This is a genomic window from Micromonospora sp. NPDC005298 (assembly GCF_040607375.1).
GTDB lineage: Bacteria > Actinomycetota > Actinomycetes > Mycobacteriales > Micromonosporaceae > Micromonospora.
Map to the genome: position 1 here is coordinate 154,346 of NZ_JBEXGP010000006.1, position 14,859 is coordinate 169,204.

13 protein-coding genes are annotated in these 14,859 nt (G+C 72.8%); 6 read left to right on the plus strand and 7 right to left on the minus strand.

The window, feature by feature from the left end:
- Positions 1 to 31 precede the first annotated feature (31 nt).
- Positions 32 to 2,701 (minus strand): carboxylate--amine ligase/circularly permuted type 2 ATP-grasp protein, encoded by a 2,670-nt coding sequence (locus tag ABZS77_RS13940; RefSeq protein ID WP_354822315.1) that lies wholly within the window; start codon positions 2,699 to 2,701, stop codon positions 32 to 34.
- A 340-nt stretch (positions 2,702 to 3,041) separates the two neighbouring features.
- On the opposite strand from ABZS77_RS13940, the gene ABZS77_RS13945 reads away from it, so the two are divergent.
- Together ABZS77_RS13945 and ABZS77_RS13950 are read left to right on the plus strand one after the other, a co-directional pair.
- The gene (locus tag ABZS77_RS13945; RefSeq protein WP_354822317.1) at positions 3,042 to 3,929 is read left to right on the plus strand and encodes a helix-turn-helix transcriptional regulator; all 888 of its coding nucleotides are present in this window, start codon (positions 3,042 to 3,044) and stop codon (positions 3,927 to 3,929) included.
- Positions 3,922 to 4,125 (plus strand): DUF397 domain-containing protein, encoded by a 204-nt coding sequence (locus ABZS77_RS13950; protein ID WP_354822319.1) that lies wholly within the window; start codon positions 3,922 to 3,924, stop codon positions 4,123 to 4,125. The genes ABZS77_RS13945 and ABZS77_RS13950 overlap by 8 nt, the downstream gene beginning before the upstream one ends.
- A 122-nt stretch (positions 4,126 to 4,247) precedes the next feature.
- On the opposite strand, the gene ABZS77_RS13955 is transcribed toward ABZS77_RS13950, so the two are convergent.
- From ABZS77_RS13955 to ABZS77_RS13965, 3 genes are all read right to left on the minus strand, one after another.
- Positions 4,248 to 5,597 carry a cellulase family glycosylhydrolase gene (locus ABZS77_RS13955; protein ID WP_354822321.1) on the minus strand — a complete coding sequence of 450 codons (1,350 nt, stop codon included), beginning with the start codon at positions 5,595 to 5,597 and terminating at the stop codon, positions 4,248 to 4,250.
- A 92-nt stretch (positions 5,598 to 5,689) separates the two neighbouring features.
- Positions 5,690 to 6,574: a hypothetical protein gene (locus ABZS77_RS13960; RefSeq protein ID WP_354822323.1), complete on the minus strand. Its 885-nt coding sequence runs from the start codon at positions 6,572 to 6,574 to the stop codon at positions 5,690 to 5,692.
- An 85-nt stretch (positions 6,575 to 6,659) separates the two neighbouring features.
- Complete coding sequence (locus ABZS77_RS13965; RefSeq protein ID WP_354822325.1) at positions 6,660 to 7,064, minus strand: GNAT family N-acetyltransferase; 405 nt, start codon at positions 7,062 to 7,064, stop codon at positions 6,660 to 6,662.
- Positions 7,065 to 7,137: 73 nt separating this feature from the next.
- Between ABZS77_RS13965 and ABZS77_RS13970 the strand changes: the two genes are divergently transcribed.
- A complete protein-coding gene (locus tag ABZS77_RS13970; protein WP_354822327.1) occupies positions 7,138 to 8,115 on the plus strand; it encodes an aldo/keto reductase in 978 nt (325 codons plus the stop codon).
- On the opposite strand, the gene ABZS77_RS13975 is transcribed toward ABZS77_RS13970, so the two are convergent.
- Positions 8,109 to 8,873, minus strand: coding sequence for a DUF2071 domain-containing protein (locus ABZS77_RS13975; protein WP_354822329.1), 765 nt, complete (start codon positions 8,871 to 8,873; stop codon positions 8,109 to 8,111). The genes ABZS77_RS13970 and ABZS77_RS13975 overlap by 7 nt on opposite strands.
- A 278-nt stretch (positions 8,874 to 9,151) precedes the next feature.
- On the opposite strand from ABZS77_RS13975, the gene ABZS77_RS13980 reads away from it, so the two are divergent.
- On the plus strand, positions 9,152 to 9,613 hold the full coding sequence (locus tag ABZS77_RS13980) for a DUF5709 domain-containing protein (protein ID WP_354822331.1): 462 nt from the start codon (positions 9,152 to 9,154) through the stop codon (positions 9,611 to 9,613).
- A gap of 53 nt (positions 9,614 to 9,666) precedes the next feature.
- Here the strand turns inward: ABZS77_RS13980 and ABZS77_RS13985 are convergent, their stop codons facing one another.
- The gene (locus ABZS77_RS13985) at positions 9,667 to 11,247 is read right to left on the minus strand and encodes a DHA2 family efflux MFS transporter permease subunit (protein WP_354822333.1); all 1,581 of its coding nucleotides are present in this window, start codon (positions 11,245 to 11,247) and stop codon (positions 9,667 to 9,669) included.
- Between the two features lie 380 nt (positions 11,248 to 11,627).
- Between ABZS77_RS13985 and ABZS77_RS13990 the strand changes: the two genes are divergently transcribed.
- Together ABZS77_RS13990 and ABZS77_RS13995 are read left to right on the plus strand one after the other, a co-directional pair.
- Entirely contained in the window at positions 11,628 to 12,971 is a 1,344-nt protein-coding gene (locus ABZS77_RS13990; RefSeq protein WP_354822335.1) for an aldehyde dehydrogenase family protein, read from the plus strand.
- 247 nt (positions 12,972 to 13,218) lie between these two features.
- Positions 13,219 to 14,052 (plus strand): helix-turn-helix transcriptional regulator, encoded by an 834-nt coding sequence (locus ABZS77_RS13995; RefSeq protein ID WP_354822337.1) that lies wholly within the window; start codon positions 13,219 to 13,221, stop codon positions 14,050 to 14,052.
- On the opposite strand, the gene ABZS77_RS14000 is transcribed toward ABZS77_RS13995, so the two are convergent.
- On the minus strand, positions 14,040 to 14,858 hold the full coding sequence (locus ABZS77_RS14000; RefSeq protein WP_354822339.1) for an AraC family transcriptional regulator: 819 nt from the start codon (positions 14,856 to 14,858) through the stop codon (positions 14,040 to 14,042). The two genes, ABZS77_RS13995 and ABZS77_RS14000, sit on opposite strands and share 13 nt — an antisense overlap.
- Position 14,859 lies beyond the last annotated feature (1 nt).

The window sequence follows — 14,859 nt, forward strand, 5'->3', positions numbered from 1 at the left end:
GCGACCCGATGACATCCGGGTCAAGCGTGGGTTACGCCGGTGGCTCGTCGTCTCCGCCGAGCAGCCAGGTGTCCTTCGACCCGCCGCCCCGCGACGAGTTGACGATCATGCTGCCGGCCGGCGCGACCCGGGTCAGCGCCACCGGCGCCACCTCGGCCGTCTCGCCGAGGAAGACGAAGGCCCGCAGGTCGACGTGGCGCGGCGCGAGCGTCGTACCGTCGAAGACCGGGTGCGTGGTGAGCGCGACCACCTCCTGGGCGATCCACCGGTGCGGGGCGGCGAGGATCTGCTCGCGGACGGCGTCCAGCTCCTCGGCCTCGGCGCGCGGGCCGATCACCACCCGGTCCCCGCCGTACCCGTCGACCGGCTTGAGCACCAGCTCGTCGAGCCGGCGCAGCACCTCGGCGCGCTGCTCGGCGAGCCCGCACAGGTACGTCGGCACGTCACCGAGCAGCGCCTTCTCCCCCAGGTAGTACTCGATGAGCCGGGGCACGTACGCGTACAGCGCCTTGTCGTCGCCGACGCCGTTGCCCAGCGCGTTGGCCAGGGTGAGCCGCCCGGCGTGCACCGCCGCGAGCAGCGGCCAGCCCAGCGGAACGCCGTCGGCGCCCGGTGCGTGCAGCAACGCGTCCTCGTCCATCCGCAGGTAGATCACGTCGACCTGACGGCGGCGGCCCTCCCGGACCAGGTGGACGCGTCCGTCCTCGACGAGCAGATCACTGCTCTCGGTCAGCGGTACGCCCATCTCGTCGGCGAGCAGCCGGTGCTCGAACCAGGCCGGGTCACCCGGCCCGTTGCTGAGCACCACGACGGCGGGGTCTTCGGCGGCGGCGGGCGCGGCGGCGAGGAGCGCCCGGTACAGCATCGCCGGTGTCTCGTCGGCCGGCAGCAGGTCGTCGGGCACCGGCAGTTCGGGCAGTACGGCCCGGGTGAGCCGGCGGTTCTGCACGGCGTACCCGATGCCGGAGGGCACCCGCAGGTTGTCCTCCAGCACGTACCAGCCACCGTCCGGGTCGCGGACGAGATCAGTTCCGGACACCTGGGCGCGCGTACCGCGCCGGCTCATCAGCGCCCCGGTCGGGCGCAACCCCGGCGAGGACTCCACCACCCAGGCCGGCACGACACCGTCGGCCACCACGGCCCGGTCGCCGTACACGTCGCGCAGGAACGCGTCGAGCGCGCGGGCGCGCTGCACGAGACCGGTGCGCAGCGCCCGCCAGTCCTCGGCGGGTACGACCCGGGGCACCAGGTCGACCGGGAAGAGCCGGGTGCTGGCCTCGCCGGCCACGCTGAAGGTCACGCCCCGGGCGCGCTGCTCCTCGTCCCGGTCGTGCTCGCGTTGACGCAGGCCGGCGGCGCCGAGGGAGCGCAGCGCGGCGAGCAGCGGACGGTACGCGGGCGCCGGCCCGCCCGGGCCGAAGACCTCGTCGCCGGCGTCGACGTACGTGGGCAGCGCGGGGGGTGACGGTCGATCGGGCCGGGGCGCGCGCACCCGGCCCCGGGTCTCGTCGAGCAGCAGGTCGACCACGTCGGCCAGCCGGCCGCGCCGCTCGTACGCCCGCCGCTGCCGCGCCGCGGAGCTGCCGCGTTCCAGCGCGTACCGGGTCAGCTCGCGGACCTGCTCGGCGTCGCCGGTCGCCTCCAACTGCGGGCGCAGGTCGGCCACGAGGCGGCGGACCGCCTCGGCGGCCGGCACCGGCCGGGCCGAGCGGGGCAGGTCGAGCAGGTCGCCCTCCAGCCCGGAGCGGGCGGCCCGCCACACGGCGGCGCGCAGCACCGGCGGTCGGACGGCGGTGCGCTCGACCCCGGCGCGCAGGGCGGCGACCTCCCGCCGCACGAGCGCGCGGAACAACCCGGTGAGCAGGACGATCGTCTCCACGTCGGCGTTCGCGTCGGTGATCCGCAGTTCGACGGTGGGCACGTGCGCCGACGGCCGCACATCGAAGTAGATCATGGCAGGGTCGGTGATGGTCTCCGAGGAGATCAGCTCGGCGACCAACGCCTCGTGGTCGGCCGCGCTGGTCACCTCGCCCGGGTCGCCGGCCGTGGGCCACCGCTGCCAGACGAGCGAACGGACACTGGCGTAGCCGCTGTCCTGGCCCATCCAGTACGGCGAGCTGGTGGACAGGGCGAGCAGCACCGGCAGCCACGGCTGGACGCGTCGGGTGACGGCCACCGCCAGGTCCCGGTCGGACACTCCGACATGCACCTGGGCGCCGCAGATCAACTGCTCCCGGGCGAGCATCTGGTACTCGTCGAGCATCCGCCGGTAGCGCGAGGTGGGGGTGACGCTCGGGTCGCCGTCGGTCCGCAGCGGCACCGTGCCGGCCCCGACGATGCCCAGCCCGACCCGGTCGGCGACCTGCACCGCCGACTGGCGCAGCCGGGTCAGCTCGGCGCGGATCTCGTCCAGGGTGCGGCAGACCTCCGTGTTGGTCTCCACCACGCTGCGGTGCAGCTCGGCGGTGAACGACGTGGCCGGCAGCCGGTCGAGCAGTTCCCCGGCCCGGGGCACCAGTTCCCGGGTGTGCAGGTCGACGACGTGGAACTCCTCCTCCACGCCGATGGTGGCGAGGTCCGCCGGGTCGTCGTCGGGCGCCGGCCCGGCCGGGGCGGGGCGGGACGTGGGCACGGCCCGGCCATTGCCGGGCCGGCCCACCGGCCCGTCGTACGTCGCCGCGTTCGTGGTGTTGTCGGCCATGCTCACCCCGGTTCGCGTGTCGGTGGACTCGGCTGTCCGACGAGCGTTCCCAGGTTTGGTGCCGGGGGCGTTTCCGGCGCGTTAAGGTGACGCGCCGTTCTGCGGGCACGCTCGGCGGGCGGCAGCACGCCGTCGAGGACGAGAATCCGGGCGTACCACTGATCCTCTTCGGACATCGCCCCCGGAAGACGGACCCGTCGCCGTGCGGCCGGTCAGCAGCGTGGACGTGCCGCCCGGAACCGCGAAGCCCCTGCCGTGCATTGACTTTCCCCGCTGCGCCACGTAGGTGTTGCAGGTCGGCGTGACGCAGTGTTGCGGTATGACATCGGGGAGTGTGTGCATGGCGGGGGATGTGGGATCGACCGTGCCGCGTCGGCAACTCGGCCGGCTGCTGCGGCAGTACCGCAACGAGGCCGGGGTGACCCTCGACGCCGCCGCCGAGGCACTGGAGTACAGCCGGCAGAAGATCTGGCGCATCGAGTGCGGCACCGGGTCCGTCCGGGTGCTCGACGTCACGGCGATGTGCGAGCTGTACGGGGTGCCGCCGGAGATGACCGCCGCGATGCGCGGCCTGGCCGCCGAGACGAAGTCCAAGGGCTGGTGGCACGCCTACGGAGACGCCGTGCCGAGCTGGTTCGAGCTGTACGTCGGCCTGGAGTCCGCAGCGTCCCGCCTGCGCGAGTACGGGGAGACGCTGATCCCCGGACTGCTCCAGCACCGCGACTACGCCGTCGCGCTGTACCGGACGGCCGGCCGGCTCAGCGAGCAGGACCGCGCACGGGCGGTCGAGGTCAGGCTGCAACGGCAGGCGTCGCTGAGACGCCGGTCGCCGCGACCTCCCCACCTGGAGGCGGTGCTCTCCGAGGCCGTCCTCCGCCGGGTCGTCTCCAGCCGCAGCGTGATGATCGGGCAGCTCACCCACCTGCTCACGGTGTCCGAACTACCGAACGCCTCGGTGCGGGTGGTTCCGCTCGCCGCGGGGCCACACCCCGGAGCGGTCGCCGGCTCCTTCGTCATCCTCGACTTTCCCTCCGGCGACGGCGGCCGGACGGCACCCGAGCCGTCGGTGGTGTACAGCGAATCCCTCACCGGCGCGCTGTACCTCGACAAGCCGGACGAGCTACGGGCCTACGAGGACGCCTGGAACGGACTGGCGAGGCTGGCGCTCACCGAGGCGGAGTCGGGGGACATGATCAAGACGATCATCGGGGAGATGCGGCATGACTGATCTGAGCACCGCCACCTGGCGCACGAGCACCCGAAGCGGCGACAACGGCGGCAACTGCGTCGAGGTCGCCACCAATCTCTCAGGTGTGGTACCCGTCCGCGACTCGAAGGACCGGCGGGGTCCGGTGCTGCTCTTCTCCCCGTCGGCCTGGGCGGCCTTCGTCGCGTCGGTCGGCGAGGGGCCGCCGGTGGGCTGACCCGCCGTCGACCTCCGGGCCGTCCTCGGCACGGCCGACACGGGTACGGCGATGTCGGGGCGTCCCCGGGGCTCGGACACCCCGACATCGGCGCTCGGGAACTGGTCAGGCGCGCCGCCGGGTCACCTCATGTTGGCGACCACGAACGGCGCGTGGCCGTGCAGGTAGTTGCTCCATCCCCCGGTCACCGGCGCCCCGGGGCTCAGCAGGTTGGTGGTGTCGGTGCCGACGTCGAGCTTCCAGGCGGTCCACGAGATGCCGTTCGACCTCATCCAGTCGATCCAGGACTGCGCCTCCGGCAGGCAGGCCCGGCCGTCGAGTCCACCGTCGGCGTTGCTGGCACCCCACTCGGTGACGAACAACGCCAGCCCGGCGCGGATCGCCGCGTCACCCTTGGCGCGCAGTGACGCGCCGTGCGTGCACGAGTAGAAGTGCAGCGTGTACATCAGGTTGGTGCCGGAGACCGGGCTGGCCGCCGCGACGTCAACGTCCTGCGACCAGGTGGGCGTGCCGAGCACGACGATGTTGTCCGGGTCGGCCGCGCGGATCGCGGAGACCACCGCCTGGTGGTACGGCTTGATGACGCCCGTCCAGCTCACCTGCAGCGGCTCGTTGTACGGCTCCCAGATGACGTTGGGCAGGTGTCCGTAGCGCCGGGCCAGGTCCCCGAAGAACGCCACCGCCTGGGACTGGTTGTTCTGCGCCTCGTGCGCGTGCCAGTCGACGATCACGTACACGCCGGCGGTGACCGCGTTGTTGATGATGGTCTCCACCTGCGTACGCGCCCTACCCGGGTCGCTGAGGTACGCGCCGGACGGCTCGACGCCCATCGCCGCACGGATCACCTGGAGGTTCCAGTTGTCCCGCATCCAGGTCAGCGCGGAGAGGTTCTCGGCATACGGGGCGGTCTCCCAGTTGAGCCACATGCTGCTGATGCCCCGCAGCTGCACCCGCGACCCGTTCCTGTCGCACATCGTCGTGCCGCAGACGCGCAGCTGCCCGTACCGCTCGACGGGCGTGCCGGTTGCCGGCGGCGGGGTGGTGGGCGGCGGGGTGGTCGGCGGCGGCGTCGTGGGCGGCGGGCCGCCGGCGCAGGAGGCGCCGTTGACCGTGCAGTTCACCGGCGTGCCGGTGCCGTTGACGAGGAAGCCGAACGAGGTCGACGCACCGGCGGCGAGGGTTCCGTTCCAGGACAGGTTGGTGAAGGTGTAGTGGCTGCCGGAGGTCGTCTGCTGCGTGTTCCACGACTGGCTGACGCTCGACGGGGCGGGCAGGTCGAACTCCACACGCCAACCGCTGATCTGCGCGGAGGTGTTGTTGGTGACGGTGACCTCGCCCTGGTAGCCGTTGCCCCAGTTGTTCGTCACGGAGAACACGGCAGTCGCCGCGCTGGCCGGCGTGGCGACCAGCGCCGCCGCTCCGGCCAGCAGGCCGGCGACGGCCATGGTCGTGACAAGTCTCAGTGTGCGCATGCTGAACCCGCTTCGGATCGACGGTGGTGGTCTGAGGCGGGGCGGCGCCTTCGCGCACAGTATCGATGATCGGCTATGCGTTGCAAGCCGGGTCAGCGCCGACGCCAGCCCCAGCGGCGCGGGCCGGCCGGCTCACCCCTCTCCCGGGCCAGCATCGCGGCCGCGACCCGGAGATTCTGGGCGGGCTGCTCGCCAGCCGACCCCAACTCCTGCACGAACCGGTTACCCAGCGCCAGCACCATGGCCGCCCGGTCGAAGTCGCGGATCAGCACCAGGCACTGCGCGTACACCCCGTAGGTGTTCGCCATCTCCCAGAAGCTCAGCGGGCGCGTCACGTCGAGCAACTGCTGTCGCAGCTCGCAGGCCCGCGACGCCGCGAGCGCCGCCTCCCGGGCGCCGTCGGCCGCCGACGGCCGGGTGAGGTGCCGGTGCAGCAACGCGGTCGCCTGGTTGTGGTACGCCGTGCCCATCGCCTCCCGGGTGCGCCGCCCGGCCGACGGCGGATCACCGACAGCGGTCAGACCCACCGCCACCGCCCGGTCCAGCAGGTCCCGGCGGGTGGCGGGCTGGCCGGCCGAGAAGGCGATCTCCGCGAGGTCCACCAACGCGGTGATCAGTTCCGCGAGCGCACCGTCCCGAGGCGGGCCCGTCACGCTGCCACCCTCCGCCGCCACCGCGTCGTACACCCGCTCGAAGATGGCGACCGCCTCACCGCCGGGTGCCATCCCCTCGGCGGACCGGCCATGCGCGGACAGCAGCATCCCGCGTCGCCACAGCGCCCTCGCCAGCTGCTGCTGGTCGCGGCGGTCGGCCCGACCCGGGTCGCGCACCGCCTGCCGGTAGGCCTCGATCACCCGCACCCAGAGGCGGTCGGCCTCCGCCCAGGCGTCCTGCCGCTGCGACAGCTCCCGCGCCCGCTCGTACAGCCCGTCACGCTCGTCCGGTCCCAATCCCCGCACCCCCTCCGCGCCAGCCACCCGCGACACCACACCCGAAGACAATCACGTTCGTCGATTCTACGGTGGTCCGCAGGGGATCCCGGCGACGAAGGCGGCCCGACCCCTACCGGGCGATCGGCTTGGAGCAGAGCACGTCGGGCTGGGGCACGTACCCCAGCGCCTGCCAGAACCGGAGCGCGGTCGTGTCCTCCGGCAGGACCAACAGGTTCACCCGTGGGCAGCCCAGCGCCGCGAACCGACCCTCCAACTCGGCGACGAGCATGGTGGCGACGCCCCCACGCTGGTGCGCCGGGTCCACGGCCAGGCGCAGGATCATCCCCCGACGCCCGTCGAAGGTGCCGAGCACCACACCCACGACATCCCCGTCGACCTCGGCGACCAGGAACAACTGCGGATCCCGGGCCAGCGCGGCGGTCAACTCGGCGCGGGACAGCACCGCCCGTCCCGTCACCGCCCACAGTGCCACGACGCCGTCGTGATCGGGCCAGGCGAACTCGCGGACGCGCACCGCCCGACGATACTGACCCGCCCCGACACCGGCCAGGCCGCACGCCGGGCGGATCGGTCGTAGCGTAGGGCGCATGCGAACCACCACGCTGGGCAGTGCGGGCCCCGAGGTCGGCGTCATCGGTCTCGGGTGCATGGGCATGACCCACGCATACGACATCAGCGGCCCCCGCGACGACGACACCTCGATCTCGGTCATCCACCAGGCCCTCGACCTGGGCGCCACCCTGATCGACACGTCCGACGTGTACGGGCCGTACACCAACGAGGAACTGGTCGGCCGGGCGCTCACGAACGGCCACCGGGAACGGGCCGTCCTGGCGACGAAGGTCGGACTGGTGGCGACGTCCCCGACCGGCGGCACCGGCAACCTGCCGACGCTCGGCAGGAACGGCCGCCCCGAACACATCCGCGCGGCGATCGACGCCAGCCTGCGTCGGCTCGGCACCGACCACGTCGACCTCTACCAGTTGCACCGGGTCGACCCCGACGTGCCCATCGAGGAGTCCTGGGGTGCGATGGCCCAGGTCGTGGCGGCGGGCAAGGCGCGACAGATCGGCCTGTCCGAGGTGAGCGTGGCCCAGATCGTACGGGCCCAGGAGGTGCACCCGGTGGCGTCGGTGCAGTCCGAGCTGTCGCTGTGGACCCGCGACCCGCTGACCGAGGTGCTGCCGTACTGCGCCGAGCAGGGCATCGCCTTCCTGCCGTTCTCGCCCCTGGGTCGGGGGTTCCTCACCGGCCGGTTCACCTCGTTCGACGACCTGCCCACCGACGACTTCCGCCGGGGCCTGCCGCGCTTCCAGCAGGACGCGTTGCGGGCCAACCTCGCCATCGTCGCCCGGGTCCGCGAGATCGCCGACCGGGCCGGGATCAGCCCCGCGCGGGTCGCCCTCGCGTGGGTCCTCGCCCAAGGCCGCCACGTCGTCCCGATCCCCGGCACCAAGACCCCGGCGTACCTGGTGGACAACTGCGGGGCCGCCGACGTGCGGCTCAGCCCCGAGGACCTGGCCGACCTGGACGCCCTCCCCACGCCCCAGGGCGGTCGCTACTGAGTGCCCGGCGGCCCGGCACCGTCCGGCCGGGCCGCCGTCGGCGCACCGAACACCACGCCGACGCCCGGCGAGTACAGCACGCTGACCGGCGGCCCGACCGGCGCCGGCAACCCGGCCGCGGCGACCAGCTCGTCGTCGAGGCTCAGCAGCTCTGCCCGGTGCAGCGGCCAGCGCGGATGCCAGTTCGGCAGGTGCAGCGTGCGCCCGTACCCCCGGGTGTGCAGCCCCCAGCGGGCGGTGACGAAATGCTCGACGGGCGTCGGATCGTCGATCCGCTCCCCCACCCGCACCGCCATCCGGCTCGTCGTACCCGCCGGGCCGGGCCAGCGGCGCCGGCACCGGTAGGTGCGCAGGTCGCCGTCGCGGTCCAGCCGCATCGACGACCAGAGGTACGGCAGACGCAGCGTCGCCCGTGCCACCAGCACCGGCACCAGGCGGGACGCGTCGAGTGAGCGGAACACCACCGCCCGCCGGCCGGCGTGGTCGACCGAGTAGAGCCGGACGTTGGTCTCGGCGAAGGTGCCGAAGTACGGGACCCCCGGCCCGCGCCCCAGGCCCAACCCGACCATCCGGAAGCCGATCAGCCCGACGTAGCTGACACCGTCGAGGGTGTCCGGACGGGTCCCGGCCGGCAGCAGCGGCGCGACGAGTGCCGGGTCGACGGCCCAGTGCAGGAACGTGAGGTCCTCCCAGCGTTGGCGCAGGACCGCCCAGGGGAACGCCCGTCGGGGCGAGTGGTCGACCGGTTCGATGTGCACCGGCCTATCGTGCCTCGGCTCAGGCGTGCGGCCGACACCCACCCGCGACGACGACCGCGCGTCATTCTCCGGCAGCCGTCGGCCGCCTCCCCGCGCCCGGGCACCGGCCCAGTGGGCAGCACCGTCACCGGTCGTAGGCTGGTACGGGCGGGAGAGCGCGGCAAAACGCCCCAAACGTCACAGAAGAGGTACGTCACAGCGGGCAGGCCTCGGGGGGCGACGGCGTTGCACGGTCATAGGCTTGGCGCATCGCTGCGCCGTGACGAAGGAGGGACGCCGTGAGCCAGACCGAGCGGATGGATTCCGTCGACGAGTGGAACGTGTCCGAGGACGACGGTGTCCTGGACGCCTCCGACACCCTGGACGACGACCGGGTCGGCGACCCGCTCGACACCGGCATCGTCGCCGAGGACCACTGGACGGCGGCGAACCGGTTCGGCACCACGCCGGCCGAGGAGCGGGCCGGTGAGTCCCTGGACCAGTACCTCGCCCAGGAGGAGCCGGACGTCGACCCGTACGCCGAGAGCGGCGATGACGAGGACGAGCTGACCCGACGGGGCTATGAGGCCGAGGGCCGCGCGGGCCGGCTCGTCGCCTACGACGAGGGTGTCCGCGAAGACGACGAGGCCGAGTCGGTGGCCTGGGACGCCGGCATCGACGCGGGCGCCGCCAGCGCCGAGGAAGCCGCGATCCACCTGGTTGACGACCCGAACGGCCCCGGCGACGGTCCGCTGCGCTGACGCCGCACCCGCCGCGCTCAGCACCACACCGGGTGCCGAGCGCGGCGGGACGCTCAGTGGATGACGACGGGCGTCTGGAGCTGCTCGACCTGCTGGTCGTCGAGCGGCGCCGGCGGACGCCGACGTGGCAGCAGGGCGGCCGGGATGAACGTGAGCACGACCAGCGCGAACGCGACCCAGAACGTGTGGGCGAACGCCGTGGCGGCGAAGTTGAGGCCGCGCTCGATGAGCGACGGGTCCACCGGCGTCTGCTGGAGCAGTTCCGGTCGCTGCTGGGCGGCGATGGCGAGCCCGGCCTCGGTGATCGGCTTGCCACTCGGGTCCACGGCGCCGGGGATCGGCCGCGAGCCGTTCAGCTCGTTGGTGAGGATCACCGACATGACGGCGGCGCCGACCGACCCGCCGATCTGCTGGAGGATGTTGACGAGCGTGGAGCCGCGGGCCACCTCCTGGGCCTGCAACGTCCGCAGCGCCGACGTCATGATCGGCATCATGGTGCCGCCCATGCCCAGGCCCATCACGAACAACGACCCACCGAGCAGCCAGTACGAGGTCTGCGGGTCGACCTGGGTGAAGCTGAAGAACCCGGCCACGATGAGGGCCAACGCGAACGGGACGGTCCGCCCGATCGGCACCCGGTCGGCCAGCGTGCCGGCGATCGGCATGGTCAGCATCGCGCCGATGCCCTGCGGAGCCATCAGCAGACCGGCGGCCAACGTCGTCTCGCCGCGCACCTGCAGGAAGTAGCTCGGGAAGAGCAGGCCGGCACCCATGAACGCGATGATGAACACGAACAACGTCACCGACGCGATGGTGAGGTTGCGGTTGCGGAACAGCCGCAGGTCGAGAAGCGGGTGCCGGGGCTTGAACGAGTAGAGCACGAACGCCACCACCAACGCGCCGCCGACCAGCATCGGGGCCCACACCTTGGCCTCCGTGAAGGTGCCCGCCTCCGGCAGTGACGAGACGCCGTACAGGAACAGGGCCAGGCCCGGCGAGAGCATGAGCATGCCGACGAAGTCGAACGACTCGGACGGCTCGGGGGCGTCCTTCGGCAACGCGAACTGCGCGTAGACGAGCGCGACGACACCGATCGGCAGGTTGATCAGGAAGATCCAGTGCCAGCTCGCGGTGTCGATCAGCCAGCCACCGAGGATCGGGCCGCCGATCGGCCCGAGCAGCATCGGGATGCCCAGGACGGCCATCAGTCGGCCGATCCGGTGCGGCCCGGCCGCGCGGGTCATGATGGTCATGCCCAGCGGCATGAGCATGCCGCCGCCGAGGCCCTGCAGCACGCGGTAGCCGATCAGTTCGCCGATCGTGTCGGCGGTGGCGCAGAGCCCGGACCCGATCGTGAACAGCGCCAACGCCACCATGTAGAGGCGCTTGGTGCCGAACCGGTCGGCCGCCCACCCGCTGAGCGGGATCACCGTCGCCAGGGCGAGGGTGTAGGCGGTCATCGTCCACGCGACGCGGGCGTAGGACGCGTCGAATTCGGCCTGGAACGTGGGCAGCGCCACGCTGACCACCGTCACGTCGAGGATCGACATGATCGCGCCGAGGACCACGACGCCGGCCACCTTGAGCACCGCGGCGTCGAGCTTGTCCGATGTCGCGACGGATTGCTGTGTCACTAACTCTCCTGAAGTCGAATGAGCCGGCCAATGGTGGGCGGTGGCGGCGATGCCGCGCCGACCAGGCGCGGGGCGCGGCGTGCCAGGACGACGACGCGCGAAGGCAGACTAACCGGCGGATGTGACGCTTCGCCGCCGGTTTTGACGCTCGCCGGGAGGCCCCACCCGATCGGCTCTGCGATTGGAGCCGGACGTCGGGGTGCCGGTGGGCCATCGGCAGCCAGGGATCGCGAGACCCTGGACAGACCGCACCTGGTTGGGCTTCGACGCCGGTGCGACGGTCGGTCCATGACACCCTCCATTCACACAGTCAGCGGCCACTGGATCGGTGGCCGGACCGTCGCCGGTTCCGCCGGCTCCCTGCCGGCTCCCTGCCGGTCGTGAACCCGGCGACCGGTGACGTCGTCGCCGAGATCCCGGCCGGTACCACCGCCGACGTCGACCGGGCCGTGGCCGCCGCCCGGGCCGCCTTCCCGGCCTGGTCGGCGGCCACGCCGGGGCACCGGGCGGACGTGCTGCGCCGGCTCGGCGCCGGCCTCGCCGCCCGCACCGAGGAGATCGCCCAGGCGATCACGGCCGAGATGGGTTCCCCGATCGGCATGTCCCGCACCGCCCAGGTCGGCTTCCCGGCCGCGGTCGTCGAGTCCGTGGCCGGCCTGGTCGACGACTACCCCTGGACCGAGGAGGTCGGGAACTCGCTGATCGTCCGTGAACCGATCGGCGTGGTCGGCGCCATCACCCCGTGGAACTTCCCGTTGCAGCAGATCGTCTCCAAGCTGGCGCCGGCGCTGCTCGCCGGGAACACGATGGTCTTCAAGCCGTCCGAGAACGCCCCGCTGACCGCGCGCGTCCTCGCCGAGGTGGCCGCCGACGCCGGCGTACCGGGCGGTGTGTTCAACGTCGTGTACGGCACCGGCGCGACCGTCGGGGAGGCGATCTCGGCCCACCCGGACATCGACATGATCTCGTTCACCGGCTCCACCAGGGCCGGGCGACGCATCTCGGCGGTGGCCGCGGCGACCGTCAAACGGGTCGCGCTGGAGTTGGGCGGCAAGGGCGCGACCATCATCCTCGACGACGCCGACCTTCCCACCGCCGTCGAGCGGGGAGTGCTGATGGCGTTCACCAACGGCGGTCAGGTGTGCGGGGCGTGGCCGCGGATGCTGGTGCCCGCCTCCCGGCAGGACGAGGTGGTGGCGTTGGCCGTGGAGGCCGCGCGGCGGTACACCGTCGGCGACCCGCACGACGAGACCACCCGCGTCGGCCCGCTGGCGTCCGAAGCCCACCGGCAGAAGGTCGTCGGGTACGTCGAGCGGGGCATCGCCGACGGCGCCCGACTCGTGTTCGGTGGCCCGGACCGCCCCGAGGGCCTGCCCGACGGCGCCTACGTCCAGCCGACGATCTTCGCCGACGTGGACCCGACCGCGACGATCGCCCAGGAAGAGATCTTCGGCCCCGTGCTGACGATCATCCCCTACGCCGACGAGGAGGAGGCCGTGGCGATCGCCAACGGCACCCGGTACGGCCTGACCAGCGGTGTCTTCGGTGAGCCGGAGCACGCCCTGGCGGTGGCGCGACGGCTACGCGTGGGTCAGGTCGACGTGAACGGCGGCCACTGGAACCCGCTCGCCCCGTTCGGCGGGTACAAGCAGTCCGGCAACGGCCGCGAGTTCGGTCGGATGGGCCTGGACGAGTTCCTGGAGACGAAGTCGATCCAGCGCTGACCGCGCCGTCGGGCGGGCCGGGCCGCCACCACCCCCGCCGGTCCTTTGCTCTGCACCCACGGAGGCACCACCGGAGTTCGGGCAACGGACCTCAGGTGGCGTCGCCTCCGCAGCAGCAGAGCAAAGGACGCGCGGAGCGGGGGTGCCCGCGCCGTGATCCGGACCGGCGGCGGAACATCACCGCCCGATTCGTCTGTTGCAACCGATGTGCCGGTCCACCGCCGGCGCCCACCGACCGGGAGACACCGTGGATCGCGTCCAGCTCGCCAGCTTCCTGCGCACCCGCCGCGCGGCGTTGCAGCCCGAGGACGTCGGGTTGCCCCGGGGCTCGCGTCGGCGCACCGCAGGTCTCCGTCGCGAGGAAGTCGCCGCGCTGAGCGGAATGTCCGCCGACTACTACAGCCGGTTGGAGCAGCGGCGTGGGCCACACCCGTCCGAGCAGATGCTCGCGGCCGTGGCCCGCGGCCTGCGGCTGTCCCTGGCCGAACGGGACCACCTGTTCCAGCTCGCCGGGCACGCCGTCCCCCACCGCACGGTCCGTGCCGACCACGTCAACCCGGGGATGATGCGCATCCTCGACCGCCTGCACGACACCCCCGCCCAGGTGGTGAACCACCTCGGCGAGACCCTGGCGCAGACTCCGCCGGCCGTCGCGCTGCTCGGCGACGAGACCCGACACACCGGGGCGGCGCGCAGCGCGCACCACCGCTGGTTCACCGACCCGGCCGCGCGGCGGTTGCACCCGGCGGAGGACCACGAGACGCAGAGCCGCCTGCTGGTGGCGCATCTGCACGCCGCGTACACCCGCGACGGTCGCGGTTCGCGGGCGGCGACGCTCGTCGACGGCCTGCTCGCCGCGAGCCCGGAGTTCGCGCGGCTGTGGCGGGAGCATCCGGTACCGGCCGGCTCCTGCCCGCCGAAGCACTTCCTGCACCCGGAGGTCGGGCCGCTGGAGCTGCACTGCCAGACGCTCGTGGACCCGGACCGGTCTCAGACGCTGCTGGTATTCACCGCCGTACCCGGGTCCGAGAGCGACGACAGGTTGCGCCTGCTCTCCGTCATCGGCAGTCAGCTCGTCTGAGTCGTGGCCGTCGCCGGGTAGCGGGCCGGGGTGACGCCCACGAACCGCCGGAAGTGACGGTTCAGGTGTGCCTGGTCGAAGAACCCGGCCGCCGTCGCGGCCTCGGCGGGACGTTGACCCGCGAGGAGCAGGCGACGCGCCACCTCGACCCGGCGACCGGTCAGGTACGAGTGTGGTGGCAGCCCGTGTGCGCGGGTGAACGACCGGACCAGGTGCGTTGGATGGGCGTGCAGCAGCTCGGCGGCCTCGCGCAGCGTGACGCCCTCGACGGTCCGGTCGTCCAGCAGCTCACGCAGCCGGCCGGCGAGGCCGGACACGGCGGGCTCGGCGTCGACCGGCGCGCGTTTGAGAAGGTGGCCGCGGAGCCGGTCCAGGACGAGCGCGAGACGGCTCTCCGCCTCGAACTCCTCCCCCGGCGTGGCGAGCGCGTGGTGCAGGTGGTGGATCCGGTCCCGCAGACGCGGATCGGCCAGGTCCGGCTCGTCCACGGCTCGGCCGACCAGGTCGGCGGCGAGTGCCGAGGTGTCGAGGTACAGGACCCGTTTGCGGAAGCCGTCGGGCGTGGCGGAACGGCCGTCGTGCGGCACGTACGGCGGCAGCAGGGTGACCGATGTGCGCAGCGCGCCGTGCCGGTGCCGGTCGAGGTCGAAGCGGACCGCGCCGGCGTCGACGATCAGCAGCGTCCACACGTCGTGGACGTGCCGCGGGTACGCGTGGTCCACGAAACGGGCGTGGAAGACCTCGGCGACCCCGGCGACGGCGGGTCGCCACGCGCTGACCTGCGAGCTGGCCGGGCGGATGGCCACG